This is a genomic window from Streptomyces sp. NPDC079141 (genome assembly GCF_040686775.1).
Lineage (GTDB): Bacteria > Actinomycetota > Actinomycetes > Streptomycetales > Streptomycetaceae > Streptomyces.
In genome coordinates this window covers 14448-32781 of the sequence record NZ_JBFBLP010000007.1, presented here as the reverse complement: position 1 = coordinate 32781, position 18334 = coordinate 14448, and the positions used below count along the sequence as shown (strand labels likewise).

Here is an 18334-nt window from a genome sequence, read left to right as displayed (position 1 = left end):
GACATTGACCAGCGTTCCCTCCGGTGCCCCCGCGTCCGTCTCCGCCGACGGCGTGCGCCGACTGCGTGGACGGGTGCTGCGCGCCGACGGCCGTCCCGGCTCGGGCGCAGGCGTGGCCGTCAGCGCTCGGCGGCTGCGCTCGACCGAGCAGCTCGGCGAGGCCGTCGCCGGGGCCGACGGCGGCTATGTGCTGGAGTTCACGGCCCCCGCCGGAACAGCGGACCTGCTGGTCGAGGTCGTGCTCGACGGCACCTCCGCAAGCGTGGCCCGCCCGCTCGACGGGACGCCCGACACGACCCTCGACGTCACCCTTTCCGTGGACGGGCGCAGCGAGTACGAACGTCTCCTTGCCGATCTGGCACCCCTGCTGGACGGAGCCGACCCGGCCGGCCTCACCGAGGAGGAGGTCTCCTACATCGCCCGCGTCCTGGGCCGGGAGCCCGGCCCGATCGCACATCTCGCCGCAGCCGCACGGCACGCGGAAGTGACGGATCAGCCCGCCGAGGTCTTCTACGCGCTGCTGCGCCACGGGTTCCCCGACAACCTGGCCGCCCTGGCCGAGCGACGGGCCGAGGACGTCCGCCGTGCCCTCGCACCGGTCGCCCCGCCCGAGCCGGCCGAGGGCCGCGCGGGGCATCTGTCCGACGGCACGGGCGGTCCCGCACCGGATCTGAGTTCCCACACGGACGCGCTCCTCACAGCGCTGCGGGAGCGCCAACTCGCCGCAGCCTCCGCCTCGTTCACCCAGGCCGGGGTCGCGGCAACCCCGCTCGCGCGGATTCTCACCATCGCCGTACCCGACCCGAACGCCCGGGAGCGTCTCTACCGCGCCTACCTGGACCGCACCGACGACACCTGGCACCGGACGGCGGGCGCCGACCCGCACGCCGACCGGCTGCGGCTGGCCCTGGAACTCTCCGCCCTGACCGCCGAACACCCCACCCTGGTCGGAGTCCTCCTCGACCGTGCCGCCGCCGACGGCCTGACCGGGACCCGCGACCTGGTGGCACTCGACGAGCAGTGGCCCGAGCTCGTCGAGCGGGCCGGCGGCCCCCCGCCCGGACGCGAGGCCCCGGAATACGCCGAGTCGGTCCGCGCCCGCGTGGCCGCCGCCCATCCCACCGCCTACCTCGCCCACAAGCTGGCCGCGGACCCCGGTCACCGGGACGGCCCGGCCACCCGCTTCCTCGCCGAGAACCCCGACTTCGACCTCGCCCGAGCCCCCGTCAACGCCGCCACCGTCCCCGATGCCGACGCCCGGCGGGAACTGGGCGTCCTCCAGCGCACGTTCAAGATCGCGCCCCGCTTCGAGACCATGCGGGCGCTGCGCGACAACGGCTTCGCCTCGGCGCAGGACATCGCCCGTATCGACGGGGCCGGCTTCGCCCGCCGGATGGCCGGCCAGGTCGGCGAGGCGGAGGCCCACGCGATGCACGCCCGGGCCACCCGGGTGCACGCCACCGCCGTCAACCTCGTCGCCGACCTGCGCACCGCCGGACAGTTCGCCGTGCCCTGGCTGCCCGCGCCGCTCGCGCCGGACGGCCGGATCCCCAACTGGGAGGAACTGTTCGGCTCGGCCGACTACCCGGCGGTCGAGGAATGGCAGACGGTGCACGGGCAGCCCGCCTATCTCGTGGACCTCCTGTACTTCCTGCGGCGCCTCGGGGAGGGCGACGGCTCCGACCCCGGCCGGTCCGGCGACGGACCCGTCGCCGACGTCCTCCACCAGCGGCGCCCCGACCTGTGGGACCTGCACCTCGGCAAGGACAACACCGAACTCGCCCTGCCCTACGTCGACCTCGTCAACGAACTCCTGGAGTCGGCCGCCGCACCGGAGACCGCGGTGCCCACCGCCGCCCGCCAGACGACCGGCGACGAGGCCGAACTCCGCGTCCAGCCCCAGCACATCAACCCCGGCGCCTACGACAAGCTGCGCGCCGCCGTCCACCCGTGGGACCTGCCGTTCGACCTGTGGCACACACAGACCGCAACCTGCCTCGGACACCTGGGCGTGACCAGGGACGCCCTCCTCACCACCCTCGGCATCCCCGGAGCGGGCGCCGAGGAGGCGAGCGCCGTCCGCACCGCAGAACGGCTCGGTCTGACCCGCCACGAGCACCGGATCATCGCCGGTGAACCCCTCGCCCCCGTGCGCAGCCTCGCCGAGTTCTACGGACGGCCCGCCGACCTCACGCCCGAAGAGCTGGCCACCGAGATGACGGGGGTGCGCACCCTCCTGGACACCGGCCACCTCTCCTACGAGCAGCTGGAACTCCTCCTGCGCACCCGGTTCGTGAACCCGGGCGGCACCGTGAGCGTCCAGTTCGATCCCCAACGCCCCTACGACACCACCCGGATGACGCTCACCGGCATCGACGGGGCCTTCCTCGACCGGCTCCACCGGTTCGTCCGGCTGTGCCGCGCCCTCGGGGTGTCCGCCGACGAACTCGACCGGCTGATCGCGGGCAGCGGCTCCGGCGGGCGACTGGACCCGGTCGCCCTGCGCTGCATCGCCGCCGCCCGACGACTCGCCGACCGGCTCGGACTGGACACGGACCAGGTCCTCGCCTTCTCCCAACCCCTGGACACCCATCGCCACCCTGCCGAGCAGCGGCCGCCGCTGTACGACCGGCTGTTCCTCGACCCGGCCGTCGTCCCCGTCCAGCCCGGCCAGGCACACCCGTTCCGGCTCACGGCGGACCGCACGGAGCTCCAGGAGGTCGGCCCGCTGACCGGTCGGCCCGCCGTCACGGCCGCGCTCCTCGGCGTCCTGCGCGTCACCGACGACGAGCTCGCCGCCCTCACCACCGGCCCGGACGCGGTGATCCCCGACCGGCTGGACCTCCTGGCGCTGACCAAGCTGACCGCCTGGGTCGCCCTCGCCCGGGCCGTCTCCCTGAGCATCCCCGACACGCTGCGCCTGGGCCGCTACAGCCCTCCGTTCGTCTGGACCCCTCCGACGGCAGGCAGCCTCCAGGCCCCCGGCGCCGAGACGGAACTGGGCGGTGGGGCGCCCGTCCGGCTGCCCCGCGTCACCCCCGTCACCGGCGCCGAGTCCGAGCCCGCAGGCGGCGATCCCGCCCGCTTCGGCGGCGCCGACCCCACCGCCGCGGCCGCCCCGACCCACCCCATCGACCAGGGCATCACCCGTACCGAGGAGTTCCTCGCACTCACCGAGCTGCTCGCCGACAGCGGTCTGACCGTCGCCGACCTGGAGGCCGTACTCACCGCGAAGCCCCAGGGCCCGGTGCCGGGGGACGAGGAGCTCGCGGCCACCCTCACCGCGGTGCGCGCCGCCGTGCAGACCGTCCATCAGCAGACCGCCCGGACCAGCGACGACAAGGGCGACCTCACCCGCAAACACCTCGCCCTGCTCGGCTGGGACGCCGCCCTCGTCCAGCAGGCCGTCGCCACTCTGCTGGGCACCGTCACCTACACCACACCGCTGGCCGCGCTGCCCGAGGAGCTGGTCCTGCCGCCCGACCTGCCCCTGCGCCACGAGATGGCGGAGGAACCGGACAGCGGCAGGCTCACCTTCGGCGGGCCGATGAACCAGGCGCAGCTCGACCGCGCCCTCGCCCTGCCCGGCGCCGACGACGCCTTCCGGGCAGCCGTCCGCCTGCTGCACGACGCGCCGCGCGCTGTCGTGCGGATGCGCATGAAGGCCCTGCGCGTCCCGGTGTTCGCCGCCGCCCTGCCCGCTCTGCCCGCCGGATACACGATCCCGGCGACGCTCGCCGCCAAGGTGTTCCACGACCCGAGCCTGCGCGCCCTGCGCTGCCGGGGCTATCTGACGGACGCGGAACACGCCCTCCTCACCGTCCAGGGCACACCAGCGGAGATCGTGAAAGCGGCCGAAGACCTCGTGGCCGCACAGAACAAGGCGCCCGCCGAGGGCAACGGCTTCCTCACCGCCGCCGACGCCGGCACCCTCTTCGACGGCTCGGACGTGACGCCGGCGGACCGCTTCCACCTGGTCCTGGAACGGCTCGCGCCCTACCTGCGGCGCACCCTGAGCGAGACCGCCGTCGTCCAGCACCTCGGCCGGGCGACCGGCCTCGACCCGGCGAGCGCCGACACCCTGCTGCGCGACTGGCTCCGCGCACCGGGCCGCGGCCCGGTCCTCCAGGAGTTCCTGGCACCCGAGTTCACCGGCAGCGACCCGGCCGTGGCGGTGAGCCGGACGGCGTTCGGACCGCAGTTCCGGGCGCTGTCCTACCTGTACCGGGTTGCCCTGGTGCTGGCTCGGCTGCGAGTGACCGCCGAGGAGATCCCGTACGTCTTCGGCTACGCGGCGCAGGGCGGCTGGCTCGACCTCAACACCCTGCCGCTCACTCCGGTGCCGACCGCCCCCGTCGCTCCGCTGCGGACCCTGTTGGAGCTGGGCCGGCTGCGCTCCGTGATCCCGGGTGGGGTCCCGACCCTGCGGGCCGTCTTCGACATCGCTCGCACCCCCGGCGCCCAGGAACGCGAGGCCGCCGCCGAACTCGCCCGCCGTACCGGCTGGACCGCCACCGACATCACGGCCGTCGCTCGGAGCCGTGGCATCACCACAGCCGCGCAGTACGGCACCCCGGGCGCGATGCGCACCTTGTTCGACGGCATCGCACTGCTGCGCCGGATGGGCGTCGCCGCCGAACGCGCCCAGCTGTGGCAGGCCCCCGAACCCACCGCCGAGGCCGCCGAGGCCGCCTGGCTGGCGGCGAAGTCCCGGCACGCGCCCCGCGACTGGACGGCGGCCGCCACCCCGCTGCGGGACGCGCTGCGCGAACGGCAGCGGGCCGCCCTGGTGTCGTACCTCCTCACCCTGCGCGACGCCGACGGCCGGCCCCACTGGCGGACCGCCGACGACCTGCACGACCACTTCCTGCTGGACGTGGAGATGGGACCCGCCCAGCTCACCACCCGGCTCGCCCAGGCCATCTACACCGTGCAGCTGTTCGCCCAGCGGATCCTGCTCAACCTGGAGCCAGTGGCCGTGTGGAACAACGGCCCGTGGGGCCAGTGGGAGTGGATGAAGCGGTTCCGGACCTGGGAGGCCAACCAGAGGGTCTTCCTCTTCCCGGAGAACTACTTCGAGCCGGAGCTACGGACGGACAAGACTCCGTTCTTCACCGACTTCGAGAACGCGATCATGCAGCGAGAGGTCACCTCGGAATCCATCGAGGACGGGGTGAGGGGCTATCTGGACAGCCTGGACCGGGTGGCCCGGCTGCAGCCCGCCGGGCTGTGCCACGAGAAGAAGGAGTACGGCCCGGGCGACCTGCACCTGGTGGGGCGCAGCGAGGCCACGCCCCGCGTGCACTACTACCGGCGGCGGGTGGAAGGCCGCTACTGGACTCCGTGGGAGAAGATCGACCTCGATGTGGACGGGGATCCGGTGGTGCCGGTGATCTGGAAGGATCGCCTGTTCCTGTTCTGGGGCACATACACGGACGTGGCCGATCAGCAGCCGCTGCGCATGCCCGAGCCGGGCCAAACGGTGGCCGACCCGCCCCATCACGGCGAGTTCAAGCTCAGCTGGAGCCAGTTCACGGACGGCAGGTGGCAGCACAAGACGGTCGCCAAGGACATCCTGTACGCCCGGCAGAGCACGGTGGACCCGATCGACGGAGTCCTGAATCCCGAGCTCTACTCCCTCGCGCCGAGGCGGCCCGCGCAGTACTTTCCGGACGATCTGGCGGTGGAGTTCTGCTTCGCCCGCCGGCTGGGGCCGGCCATCGACTTCACGGGCGACTACTACCTCACCTCGCGCCTGGGCGGAATCACCTTCGGCGTGTTCATGAAAGCGACCTCCGACAACCCGACGCTGCCCATCCCTCCCCGCACCCGCGCGCGCTACAACGAGTACGTGCAGATTCTGGGGGAGTACGGCCCCTTCTGCATGTTCGACGTCCAGAATCCCTGGTACCGGCCGCACCTCGACCTGCTCATGAGCACCCCGGGCTTCGACCTGCCCCGGCTGCTGTGCTCCCATACGTACACGGACGACCCCACCCGCTTCTACCAGACGTTCACGGACGACAAACGCACCTTCCTGCTGGTGCCCCAGCCCTACGGCACCTCCCACGTGCAGATCGTCCCCGTCTACCACCCGTACACCCAGACCTTTGCCTCCCGTCTCGCACTGCGCGGCATGGACGGTCTGTACGACCGCGGACTCCAGCTCACGCCCGAGAAGTTCGGTGTGGCCTTCGACTTCGCCCGCTCGTACGGGCCCAACATGAACGTCGTCCATGGCGATCTCCCCGTCGAGACCGTCGAGTTCACGCGCGGCGACGCCTACGCCGACTACAACTGGGAGCTGTTCTTCCACGCCCCGCTGCTCGGGGCCGCCCGGCTGTCCACCAACCAGCGGTTCGCGCAGGCGCAGGAGTGGTTGCACCACATTTTTGATCCCACGGAGCGCGAGGATCTGCCGGCGCCCCAGCGCTTCTGGAAGACGAAGCCGTTCTTTCTCACGACGGACTATCACAAGGAACGCATCGAGGTGATCCTGCGCCGGCTGGCCGAAGGCGGCTGGTGGGACACGACCGAGGTGTACGACTGGCTGACCCACCCCTTCGAGCCGGACGTGGTGGCGCGGCTGCGGACCACCGCCTACCAGAAGGCGGTGGTGATGAAATACCTCGACAACCTGATCGCCTGGGGCGACCAGCTGTTCCGCCAGGACACCCTGGAGGCCGTCAACCAGGCCACCCAGTTGTACGTCCTTGCCTCCCAACTCCTCGGACGGCGGCCCGAGGAGGTCACCGGACGGCCCGTTCCCCCACCTCTCACCTACCGCGAGGTCGTCGCGCCCACCTCCGGGCCGTCCGCGGTCGTCGAGGCCGAACACCTCGTGCCGGTGGGGCCCGAGGACGCGCCCGTGGCCGACCCGCAGCTCATGCCCGGACTCGGCGTGAACTGGCTGAACTACTTCGTCGTCCCGCGCAACGACAAACTCCTCGGCTACTGGGACACCGTGGCCGACCGACTCTCCAAGATCCGTGCCGGGCAGGACATCGCAGGCGTCCAGCGGCGCGCCGCGCTGTTCGGCCCGGCCATCGATCCCGCGCTGCTGGTGCGGGCCACGGCCGCCGGCCTCAGCCTGGAGAGCGTCCTGGACGACATCAGTGCTCCCGTACCGCACTACCGGTTCGCCACCATGTCGGCCAAGGCGAAGGAACTCGCCGCGGAGGTCAAGGCGTTCGGCGCCGCCCTGCTCTCCGCCCTGGAGAAGCGCGACGCCGAGGCGCTCGCCCGGCTCAGGTCCCACCACGAGGAGGCGGTGCTCAAAGCGGCACGCGAGGTCCGTGCGCAGCAGGTGGTGGAGGCCGACGCGAGCCTCCAGGCCGTGCAGAAGTCGCGTGACGGCGCCGAGGGGAAGGTGCAGTACTACTCCAGCAGGTCGTACATGAACACCGGCGAGATCGCCCACACCGTGCTGTCGGCCGCGGCCATCGTCCACCAAGCGGTCGCCGCCGGTGTGGACATGACGGCCAGCGCCATGGGCCTGATCCCCGACGTCAAGACCGGCACCCCCACCACCATCGGCCTCACCTTCGGCGGCAGCAGCCTCAGCCAGGCGCTCCACGGGCTCTCCGGATCCCTGGAGAAGGTGGGCAACAACCTGAACGCGGCGGGCGCGCTCGCCGCCACGATGGCCGGCTACGACCGGCGCCAGGACGACTGGACGTTCCAGGCCGACCAGGGCCGTATCGAGCAGGCGCAGTACGAGCGGCAGATCGTCGCGGCCGAGATCCGGCTGAAGGTCGCCCGGCTGGAACTGGAGAACCACGACCTCCAGCTCGCCCAGGCCGGGGAGGCGGACGCCTTCCTGTACGAGAAGTACACCAGCCAGGAGCTCTACGACTGGATGGCCGGCCGGCTCGCCACCAGTTACTTCCAGGCGTACCAGCTGGCGTACGACCTGGCGAAGCGCGCCGAGCGGGCCTACCGCCACGAGCTGGGCGTCGAGGACACGGACTTCATCCGCTTCGGCTACTGGGACACCCTGCACAAGGGGCTGCTGTCCGGCGAGCGCCTCGCCGTGGACCTGGGCCGGATGGACGCGGCCTACCACGAGAGCAACGCGCGCGAGTTCGAGCTGACGAAACGGATCTCACTCGCCCAGCTGGACCCGGTGGCGCTGCTCCGGCTGAAGGAGACCGGAAGCGCGTATCTCTCCCTGCCCGAGGCGCTGTTCGACCTTGACACGCCCGGGCACTATCTCCGCCGGATCAAGAGCCTGGCCGTGAGCGTGCCGTGCGTGACCGGGCCGTACACCCCCGTCAATCTGACCGCGACCCTGCTGGACAGCACCGTACGGGTCGATCCCCGGCTGACCGACGGGAAGTACGCCCGGCAGCGCTCGGACACCCGGTTCCGTGACAGCGCCGGAAGCGGGCAGTCCATCGTGACCAGCACCGGGCAGGACGACTCCGGTCTGTTCGAGACCAGCCTGCGCGACGAGCGGTTCCTGCCGTTCGAGGGCGCCGGGGCGGTGAGCCGCTGGCGGCTGTCGCTGCCCGAGGAGTTCCGGCAGTTCGACTACGAGTCCATCACCGACGTGGTCCTGCACCTGAGGTACACGGCACGCGACGGGGGCGGTGCCCTGGCCGAACGGGCCGTACACGAGCTGCGGGCCGCGCTGACCACCTGGGCGCACGGCGAGGGCGCGACCGCGCCGCACCGGGCGTTCAGCGCGCGCCGGGAGTTCGGCGACCGGTGGAGCCGCTTCCTCGCCCCGCCGTCGGGCGGGCCCGCGACGCTGCGGTTCACGGTGGCCAAGGACCGGTTCCCGTACGTGTTCCGGGACGAGCGGATCACGGTGTCCCAGCCGGAACTGGTGCTGGTGCTCTCCGGGGAGCTGCGGCCCGACGGCCGCAAGCGCTACGTCGACTGCTACGGCGAGGGCCAGCCGCTCACGGGCACGCTCACCGCCGGCCCCGGCAGGAGCGCGGCGGTGCGGCTGAGCGCGGATCCCTCCCTGGGCGGGCAGCCGAGGGCGGCCGCGGACGGGGTCGGAGGCCCGGTCACGGAGGCGGGTGAGGAGTGGGAGCTGAGCGTGCCGGCCGAGCGGATCGCGGCGCTGGCCCCGGACCTGCGGGCGGGCTCCGGTATCAACCCGGAGGCGGTCGTGGACCTGCTGCTGGTGGTGCGGTACACCGTAGCGCGGGTGGAGCGGTGAGCCTCTCGCCGCGGTCCGGTCCGGGCGGGGAGCGGGCGTCAGGCTTTACGGCCGACCGGCCCGCGGCCCCCCGGGCGGCAGGCGGGTGGACGGCCGCCGGAGACCTGCCGTCCGCCGGGTTCTGGGCTCAACCCGCCGACGCCGCCGTGCTCCTGAAGGACGGCCGGGTCCTGCTGGCCGGAGGCGAGGACGGCCGCCGTACGCCCACGGCGACCACCGCGGTCCTCGACCCTGCCACCGGCACCTGGACGACGAACGACGACATGTGGACCCCGCGACGGCTGCATACCACGACCCTGCTCGCCGACGGCCGGGTGCTGGCCGTCGGCGGGATCGGCCGGCCTCCCGGCGGACCCGCCGAGGGCCTCGCCACCGCCGAGATCCACGATCCGGGCACCGGACACTGGACCCCCACCGGCGGCCTGCGCCAGGCCCGCTTCTCCCACTCGGCAACCCTGCTGGAGGACGGCCGGGTCCTCGTGGCGGGCGGTGTCACGGCACGGCCCGGGCCGTCCCTCCAGACCTTGCCGACCGCCGAGCTGTACGACCCCGTCACCGGACAGTGGACGACGACCGCCCGTCCGATGACCGACGCCCGCTTCGGCCATCCTGCGGTGCCGCTCGGCGACGGCCGGGTGCTCGTCGCCGGCGGGGTTCTCGCGGTCGGTCGCGGCCGCTATGCCGCCCTCGGGTACTGCGAGACGTACGATCCGGCCGCCGACGCCTGGTCGCCGACCGGGAGTCTGGCCTCCGCGCGCAAGGGCCACCAGGCGACCCTCCTGCTCGACGGCGGTGTGCTGGTCACCGGAGGCGATATGCGGGGATTCCGCCAGGACGACTGGGCGTTCGACCCATACAGCCAGTGGACGACCGAGCGCTACGACCCGCGCGCGGGGACCTGGAGCACGGTCGCCGACCTGCCGTGGGGGCGCAGCCACCACCGGGCGGTCCGGCTGAAGTCCGGTGCCGTCCTGGTGATCGGCGGCACGGACGACGCCTCCCTCGCCGTTGGCTACCAGAACGCCGTGCTCTACGACCCGGTCGCGGACAACTGGTCGGCCGAGTTCGGCACCGTCGAGGGCCGTTGGGCACCGGCCGCGGTCGCCCTCCCGGACGGACGGGCGGTCGCCATCGGCGGCCTCACCCGCTCGGGCCCCGCCGCGCCGGTGGACGGCGAGGACGAGGTCACCGCCACGACCGAGATCTACCACCCCTGAACGCGGGAGGAACGACCGTGCGCATGGTCCTGGCCGACGGCGGCGAACCGGCTTCCCGGCCCGTGGCGGGCCGGGGGGAGTGGGCGGCGGCGGGTGAGCCGCCCTTCCCGCTGGTGTACTGGGCGGGCCAGTACGAGGGTCTCGTCACCCTGCACGACGGCCGGGTGCTGGCCGCGGGCGGAGCGGGGCCCGATCTGCGATCCGTGTCCACCGCCGCGCTCTACGACCCCGCCCACAACAGCTGGACGACGACCGGTGAACTCCGCCAGGACCGAAGGCTGCACACGCTGACCGTCCTCGCCGACGGCAGGGTCCTGGCCGCGGGCGGCACCCCCGGACCTCAGGCGTACCCCCAGCCCGCCCTGGACAGCACCGAGCTCTACGACCCCGAGAGCGGGACCTGGGAACCGGGCCGGCCCATGGCCGCCGCCCGCACCGGGCACTCGGCCACGCTGCTGCCGGACGGCCGCGTGCTGGTCGCGGGCGGACTTCGGCCGCGCGACACCCGGACCGTCCTGACCCTGGCCGCCGCCGAGCTGTTCGACCCCGACACAGGCACCTGGACACCCGCCCGCGACATGCTCGACCCCCGCTGGCACCATGCCGCGGCACTCCTGCCGGACGGGCGCGTGCTTGCCGTCGGCGGGCTGACCGCGACCGAGCGCCCCGTCCTCACCCCGCTCGGCTGGTGCGAGACCTACGACCCGCTCGGCGACCGCTGGACCGCCACCGGCGCGCTGCACTCCGCCCGCTCCGACCACCAGGCCGTGCCGCTGCCCGACGGTTCCGTGCTCGTCCTGGGCGGCGGGCGCACGCCGACCGGGGACGCCCGCCACGACCCGTACGGTCCCACCGGCGTGGAACGCTACGACCCGGCGACCGGCACTTGGCAGCAGGAGGCGCCGCTGCCCTGGGGCCGCTGCGCCGCCCGGGCGCTGGCCCTGCCCTCGGGCGAGGTCCTCGTCTGCGGCGGCGCCGACCCGGCCGTCCTGGACTGCGGCTATCCGAGCGCGCTGCGCTACGACCCGGCCGCCCACCGCTGGTACCCGGCGGGCCCGCTGCGTACCGGCCGGTGGATCTTCGGCGCGACCTCGCTCGCCGACGGCCGGGTCCTGGTGGCCGGCGGCGTCACCCGCACCGGCGTCGCCGCCCCGGCCCTGGGCGCGGACGTCCCGGCAACGCAGGCGGAGGTGTTCACGCCATGAGCACCGGACACTGGGCGCCCACCGGAGACCTGCCCCGGGAACTGAACGCGTACGGAGCCCAGAGCGGCGCGGTCCTCCTCGCGGACGGGCACGTCCTGCTGGCGGGCGGGGGCGACGCCCGGCTGACCGCCCAGGCGGGCGCCGCGCTCTTCTCCCCGGCCACCGGCACCTGGACGCCGACGGAGCCCCTGCACACGGCCCGGCGGATGCACACGACCACAGTGCTCGCCGACGGCCGCGTACTGGTGGCCGGAGGCTACGGCGGTCCGCTGACGCATCCGCTGCGTCCGCTGGCCACGGCCGAGCTGTACGACCCCGACACCGGTCGCTGGACGGAAGCCGCGCCGATGGGACAGGCGCGTTTCGCGCACTCCGCGACCCTGCTGGCGGACGGCCGCGTCCTGGTGGCGGGTGGCGGCGACCGCCGATCGGGCGACTCGCAGCGCTCGCTGACCTCCGCCGAGCTGTTCGATCCGGCGGGCGGCGGGCGGTGGCTGCCCACCGGGGACCTCGGCGACGCCCGCGCCCACCACCCGGCGGCGGCCCTGGCGGACGGTTCCGTCCTGGTGGCCGGCGGCTGGGCCTACACCCACCGCGGCGGCGGAGCGGCCCTCGCGTACTGCGAACGCTACGACCCGGCAAGGGGCACCTGGACGCCCACGGGTTCCTTCGCCGTCCCCCGTGGCGGCCACCAACTGACCGCCCTGCCGGACGGTTCCGTCCTGGCAACCGGCGGCGGGCCGGGCGGTTCACCGGGCCCGGACGGCCGCCTGGAGCCGTTCAGCCTGCCGACCGCCGAGCGCTACCACCCGGGCCCGGGCGCGTGGACCAGGGAGCAGGACATGCCCTGCGGCCGGTCCCAGCACCGCGCGGTCCCGCTGCCCTCGGGCGAGGTGCTGGTGCTCGGCGGCACCACGGAGCCGCTGTACGACGCGGGCCTGGGCAGCGCGGTGCGCTACGACCCCCTCACCCGGTCCTGGTACCCGGCCGCCGGCCTGACGGTGGGCCGCAGCGATTTCGCGGCGGTGACCCTGCTCGACGGCCGCGTCCTTGCCACCGCCGGAGCAAGACGGACCGGCCCGGGAACCCCGTCAGGCGGTCACCACCAGCTGACCTGCACGAGTGAACTGTTCACGGCGGAGGTCCGACACGGCGGGTGACATCGGCAGTTCCGGTCAGGAGACCGTCGAGGCGGGCGAGAACGGGGTGCCCGGGCAGGGAAACGGGAAACAGCGGGGGCCGGAGAGCGAGACGCTCTCCGGCCCCCGCCGTTCGTCGATGACCGCTTCTGACCAGGTGTGATCGAGATCTTTCCGTTCCGGGGCCGGTTCCCGTAAGGTCCGTCGATCTGCCGTGCGAGCCCTCATACCAGAGCGGGACGCTGTGCGTGCGAGTTTGTCAACTGCCCATCGCACATGATGCCTTGCCGACTACTGTCAGTGTCCGTCGGGCGACGCGGGGCCGAATTTTTGGGCTCACTCGACCGGCACCGCGATGGCGCACGCCCGACGCGCAGACCGCGACTCCCGGCAACCCGCCCGACGGACAGTACGAGGACACCGATGTCTCACCTCCGCGCACCGGCCGCACGCGCAGACCGCCGTGAGGGCGGGCGGCACGGACGGCCGGTCGCCCGCCCCGTTCCCGCGCTGCCCGAGACGCACATACGGCCGCAACTGCTGCGGCTCGCCGTGCTGCCGCCGATCGCGGTCGCCCTCGCCGGCTGCGCCGCCGTACTGTTCACCGTCCGGTCCACCGGCGCCCGGCCCGGTCTCACCCTGTGGGGCATGCTCGGCGGCGCGATCGCGGTGGCCCTCGCGGGCATCGTGATCGCCGCCGTGGCCGCCGACCGCACCGCGAAGTCCGTGAGTGAGCGCATCGGGGCCCTGCGCCGCGGCAGCGCGCGTCAGGAGGCCGATCTGCGGGCCCTCGTGGAGACTCTGCGCCGCGGCGACGGCCCACCCCGCCGCAAGCCGCGCAGCGGCCCGCCCGAGGACGCCGACGACTTCGAACTGCTCGCCGCCGACCTGGCCCGCGCGCACGACGGCGCCGTCACCGCCGTCGTGCAGGCCTCCCAGCTCTCCAGCCAGGCCGGCAGCGAACAGAAGCTGGAGGTCTTCGTCAACCTCGCCCGGCGCCTTCAGTCCCTGGTGCACCGCGAGATCTCGATCCTCGACGAGCTGGAGAACGAGATCGAGGACCCCGACCTGCTCAAGAGCCTCTTCCACGTCGACCACCTCGCCACCCGGATCCGCCGCCACGCCGAGAACCTCGCCGTCCTCGGCGGCGCCGTCTCCCGCCGTCAGTGGAGCAACCCCGTCTCCATGACCGAGGTCCTGCGCTCGGCGATCGCGGAGGTGGAGCAGTACTCGCGGGTGAAGCTCGTGCCGCCCGTCGACGGCACCCTGCGCGGGCACGCCGTCGCCGACGTCATCCACCTGCTGGCCGAACTCGTGGAGAACGCCACGGTGTTCTCCGCCCCGCACACCCAAGTGCTGCTGCGGGCCAACCTCGTCACCTCGGGGCTCGCCGTCGAGGTCGAGGACCGCGGCCTCGGCATGCCCGTCGGCGAGCAGGAGAAGATGAACGCCCTGCTCGCCGACCCCGACCAGGTCAACGTCGCCAGCCTGCTGGCGGACGGGCGCATCGGACTGTTCGTGGTCTCGCAGCTCGCCCGGCGGCACGGCATCAACGTCCGCCTCCAGACCAACATCTACGGCGGCGTGCAGGCCGTGCTCGTCGTACCGCAGGGGCTGCTCGGCGCCGAGCCGGGGGCGGCGGGGGCGGCGGGCGGGGCCATGACCGCCGTAGCGCAGCAGGCGGCGCAGGGGGAGCCTCAGCATCGGGTGCATCCTCAGCAGCACGCGCAGGCCGCGCCGCCTCGTGGGCCGGTGGGGGAGCACCGGGGCGCGGCACCGATGGCGAACGGCGGGGGGCCCGTACCGCTGCCCGTGCGCGGCGCGCACCGGGAGCGGCCCACCCCCGCCGAGGCCGTGCCCGGCATCCGGCCCGACGACCGCCCCCTCGTCGCGGAGCACACGATCGCGCCGCCCACCCCGCGCAGCAGTGCCGTCCGCGGCACCATGGGCAAGCCCCAACTGCCCCGCCGCCGCGCCCAGGAACACATCGCGCCCCAACTGCGCGGGGGCCCCGCCGCGCCCCGCCCGGACGCGGAACACCTCGCCGGACACGACCCCGGCCTCATGGCGGCCTTCCAACGGGGGATCGGCCTGGCCGAGGCCCAACAGCACATGGAGGCGGGCCACATGGGTCCCGACCCCACAGAGCCGCCGCACACGGTGGATTCGATCCACATGGTGTCCAGCCCCATGGAACCGGACGTGTCCCCCACCCGCATAACCGAGGCGCGCCCCGTGCGCATGTCCCGCCTCGACCACACCACCCGGCACGACGGGAGCGCACCCGCCGGATGACCCCCCTTCCCACCCCCACCCCCAGCGCTCCCGCAGACCTTCGTACCTCAAGGAGTCGATCCACCATGGCGAGCGAAGCGCCGACCGGCCATGCATCCGATCTCGACTGGCTGATGAGTGGCCTCGTGCAGCGCGTACCGCACACGACCAGTGCGGTACTCCTCTCCTGCGACGGGCTCGTGAAGTCCGTCCACGGCCTCGACCCGGACAGCGCCGACCACATGGCCGCCCTGGCCTCCGGCCTGTACTCCCTGGGCCGCAGCGCCGGGGTCCGCTTCGGCGACGGCGGAGACGTCCGGCAGGTCGTCGTCGAGCTCGACTCGACGCTGCTGTTCGTGACCACCGCCGGCTCCGGCACCTGTCTCGCCGTGCTCGCCGGCCGCGAGGCCGACGCCGCCGTGCTCGGCTACGAGATGGCGATGCTGGTCAAGAGCGTCCGCCCGTACCTGGTGACCGCCCCCCGGCAGCATGCCGTCGAACCGTCGGCGTCGAGGCCTTGAGCGTGGCGGCGGCCGGCGACGGGCCCTGGCTCGACGACGCGGCCGGACGACTGGTGCGCCCCTTCACGGTCAGCAACGGCCGTACCCGGCCCACCGTCGCGCTCGATCTGATCTCGCAGGTGATGGCCACCGGGGCGACGCCCCTCGGCTACCTCGGACCCGAGCACACGGAAGCGCTCGCCCTGTGCCGCGCCCCCGTCTCGGTCGCCGAGGTCGCCGCCCACCTGAAGCTGCCGGCGGCGGTCACCAAGGTGCTGCTGTCGGACCTGGTCGACTGCGGGGCGCTCACCACCAAGCCCCCCGAGTTCCACCACAACCCCACTGACCGGGCTCTTCTGGAGGCAGTGCTCGATGGACTACGACGACAGCTCTGAGTACGACGAAGGCGCCGACCCCTTCCCCACCGCGCTGAAGATCCTTGTGGCGGGCGGGTTCGGGGTCGGCAAGACGACCTTCGTCGGCGCCGTCAGCGAGATCGCGCCGCTCAGCACCGAGGAACTGCTCACCACCGTCAGCGCCGCGACCGACAATCTCGACGGCATCGAGAACAAGGTCGAGACGACGGTGGCCATGGACTTCGGCCGCATCACCCTCGACCCCGAACACGTCCTCTATCTGTTCGGCACACCCGGGCAGGAGCGGTTCTGGTTCATGTGGGACGAGCTGTGCGAGGGCGCCCTCGGCGCGGTCATCCTCGCCGACACCCGACGACTGGAGGACTGCTTCGCCGCCGTCGACTTCTTCGAACAACGCGGTCTCGGCTTCATCGTCGCGATCAACGAGTTCGACGGCGCCTACCGCTACGACCCCGAGGAGGTCCGCTCCGCCATCGACCTCGACCCCGGGATCCCGGTCGTCCGCTGCGACGCCCGGATCTCCAGCTCGGGCGTCCAGACCCTGCTGACCCTGGTGAAACACCTCATCGCCCACACCCCGGCACCCGCGCCCAGCCACGGCGCCCACATGTGATCAACGCACACCCCACGGAGCCTGCCTATGCCTTACGTCCACACCGACGGAGCGTGCCGATGAGCTACGACCCGCCCCGCCCGGCCGGTCGTCTGCTGCTCACCCCGGAGGACAAGGAAGCCCCCGCCCGCGCGCGCCGACTGCGCAGGCTGGGACTCGGGGACCGGACGGACCCCGCCCTCGACGCCTTCGCCGACTGCCTCGCCGAGGCCACCGGGGCGCCGTACGCCATGGTCAACTTCATCGACGAGCACGGGCAGTTCTTCGCGGGGCTGCGCCGTCCGGCAACCGGGCCGTACCGCAAGGGGGACGGCACCAGCCCGGAGGTCGGCCGGCAACTCCCGCGCGACCACGGCTTCTGCCCGCATGTGGTGGTGCGGCGCAAGGCACTGGTCCTGGAGGACGTCCTCGACTACCCGCGCTTCGCGGGCAATCCCGTCGTGGACGAGTTCGGGTTCCGTTCCTATCTGGGCGCACCGCTCGTCGACAGCACCGGCATGGTGCTCGGCACGGTGTGCGTGGTCGACATCGAGCCGAGGTCGTGGGGGAAGGCCGGCCTTGAGTCGATCAAGTCGACGGCCGCCGAGCTCGTCGTACGGCTGGAGCGGCGGGAGAGCGATGCTTTGTGAGGTGCTTCGAGGGGCGGGCGTGAAGCGGAGCTTCGGCCGCGGTTAAGAAAACCTCGATGGACCAGGGGTGCGGCGGTGCGGCAGATTGCCAGTCGACACCACCTCTTTCCCCGGTACGGGCTCCTTCGGCATGCCCGCGTCCGGGGTCGCACCCACAGGAGCCGTAGCGTTGAAGGCGCTGGTCAAGCAGAAGGCGGAGCCCGGGCTCTGGCTCATGGACGTCCCCGAGCCCGCCGTCGGAGCCGACGACGTACTCATCAAGGTGCTGCGCACCGGCATCTGCGGCACCGACCTGCACATCCGGTCCTGGGACGGCTGGGCGCAGCAGACCATCCGTACCCCGCTGGTCCTCGGACACGAGTTCGTCGGCGAGGTCGTCGAGACCGGCCGGAACGTCTCCGACATCGGCATCGGCGACCGGGTCAGCGGCGAGGGCCACCTGGTGTGCGGCAAGTGCCGCAACTGCCTGGCGGGCCGCCGCCATCTGTGCCGGGCCACGGTCGGACTCGGGGTCGGCCGCGACGGCGCCTTCGCCGAGTACGTCGCCCTGCCCGCGTCGAACGTCTGGGTGCACCGCGTCCCCGTGGACCTCGACGTCGCGGCGATCTTCGACCCGTTCGGCAACGCCGTGCACACCGCGCTGTCCTTCCCGCTGGTCGGCGAGGACGTGCTCATCACGGGCGCCGGACCGATCGGTCTGATGGCCGCCGCGGTGGCCAAGCACGCGGGCGCCCGCAACGTCGTGATCACCGATGTGAGCGAGGAGCGCCTGGAGCTGGCCCGCAAGATCGGCGTCAGCCTCGCCCTGAACGTGGCGCAGTCCACGATCGCCGACGGACAGCGCTCCCTCGGCCTGCGCGAGGGCTTCGACATCGGCCTGGAGATGTCGGGCAACTCCGTGGCCATGCGCGACATGATCGCCAACATGACCCACGGCGGCCGGATCGCCATGCTCGGCCTGCCCGCCCAGGAGTTCCCGGTCGACTGGGCCCGGATCGTCACCTCCATGATCACGATCAAGGGCATCTACGGCCGCGAGATGTTCGAGACCTGGTACGCGATGTCGGTGCTGCTGGAGGGCGGCCTCGACCTCGCCCCCGTGATCACCGGCCGCTACGGCTACCGCGACTTCGAGGCGGCCTTCGCCGACGCTGCCAGCGGCAAGGGCGGCAAGGTCATTCTGGACTGGACTGCGTAACCCTTTAGGA

Annotated in this window: 10 protein-coding genes; all 10 read left to right on the top strand. The window is 72.9% G+C overall.

Annotation, left to right across the window (positions count from 1 at the left end; all coding sequences use genetic code 11):
* The first annotated feature begins 4 nt into the window (after positions 1-4).
* The 10 genes from AB0Q90_RS20470 (at position 5) to tdh (ending at position 18324) form a co-directional block, all read left to right on the top strand.
* A complete protein-coding gene (locus tag AB0Q90_RS20470) occupies positions 5-9172 on the top strand; it encodes a neuraminidase-like domain-containing protein (protein WP_363160059.1) in 9168 nt (3055 codons plus the stop codon).
* Positions 9169-10389, top strand: a complete 1221-nt coding sequence (locus AB0Q90_RS20465; RefSeq protein WP_363160060.1) for a kelch repeat-containing protein — start codon at positions 9169-9171, stop codon at positions 10387-10389. Before AB0Q90_RS20470 ends, AB0Q90_RS20465 begins: the two co-directional genes overlap by 4 nt.
* A 23-nt stretch (positions 10390-10412) precedes the next feature.
* Positions 10413-11594: a kelch repeat-containing protein gene (locus tag AB0Q90_RS20460; RefSeq protein WP_363160088.1), complete on the top strand. Its 1182-nt coding sequence runs from the start codon at positions 10413-10415 to the stop codon at positions 11592-11594.
* Positions 11591-12754 (top strand): kelch repeat-containing protein, encoded by a 1164-nt coding sequence (locus AB0Q90_RS20455; protein WP_363160061.1) that lies wholly within the window; start codon positions 11591-11593, stop codon positions 12752-12754. Before AB0Q90_RS20460 ends, AB0Q90_RS20455 begins: the two co-directional genes overlap by 4 nt.
* A gap of 402 nt (positions 12755-13156) precedes the next feature.
* On the top strand, positions 13157-15028 hold the full coding sequence (locus AB0Q90_RS20450; RefSeq protein WP_363160062.1) for an ATP-binding protein: 1872 nt from the start codon (positions 13157-13159) through the stop codon (positions 15026-15028).
* A gap of 65 nt (positions 15029-15093) precedes the next feature.
* Positions 15094-15528, top strand: a complete 435-nt coding sequence (locus AB0Q90_RS20445; RefSeq protein WP_363160063.1) for a roadblock/LC7 domain-containing protein — start codon at positions 15094-15096, stop codon at positions 15526-15528.
* A 2-nt stretch (positions 15529-15530) separates the two neighbouring features.
* On the top strand, positions 15531-15902 hold the full coding sequence (locus tag AB0Q90_RS20440) for a DUF742 domain-containing protein (protein WP_363160089.1): 372 nt from the start codon (positions 15531-15533) through the stop codon (positions 15900-15902).
* Complete coding sequence (locus AB0Q90_RS20435) at positions 15880-16497, top strand: ATP/GTP-binding protein (RefSeq protein ID WP_363160064.1); 618 nt, start codon at positions 15880-15882, stop codon at positions 16495-16497. Before AB0Q90_RS20440 ends, AB0Q90_RS20435 begins: the two co-directional genes overlap by 23 nt.
* Before the next feature lie 59 nt (positions 16498-16556).
* On the top strand, positions 16557-17126 hold the full coding sequence (locus AB0Q90_RS20430; RefSeq protein ID WP_363160065.1) for a GAF domain-containing protein: 570 nt from the start codon (positions 16557-16559) through the stop codon (positions 17124-17126).
* Positions 17127-17295: 169 nt separating this feature from the next.
* The gene (tdh, locus tag AB0Q90_RS20425) at positions 17296-18324 is read left to right on the top strand and encodes an L-threonine 3-dehydrogenase (protein ID WP_363160066.1); all 1029 of its coding nucleotides are present in this window, start codon (positions 17296-17298) and stop codon (positions 18322-18324) included.
* The last annotated feature ends 10 nt before the right edge of the window (positions 18325-18334 follow it).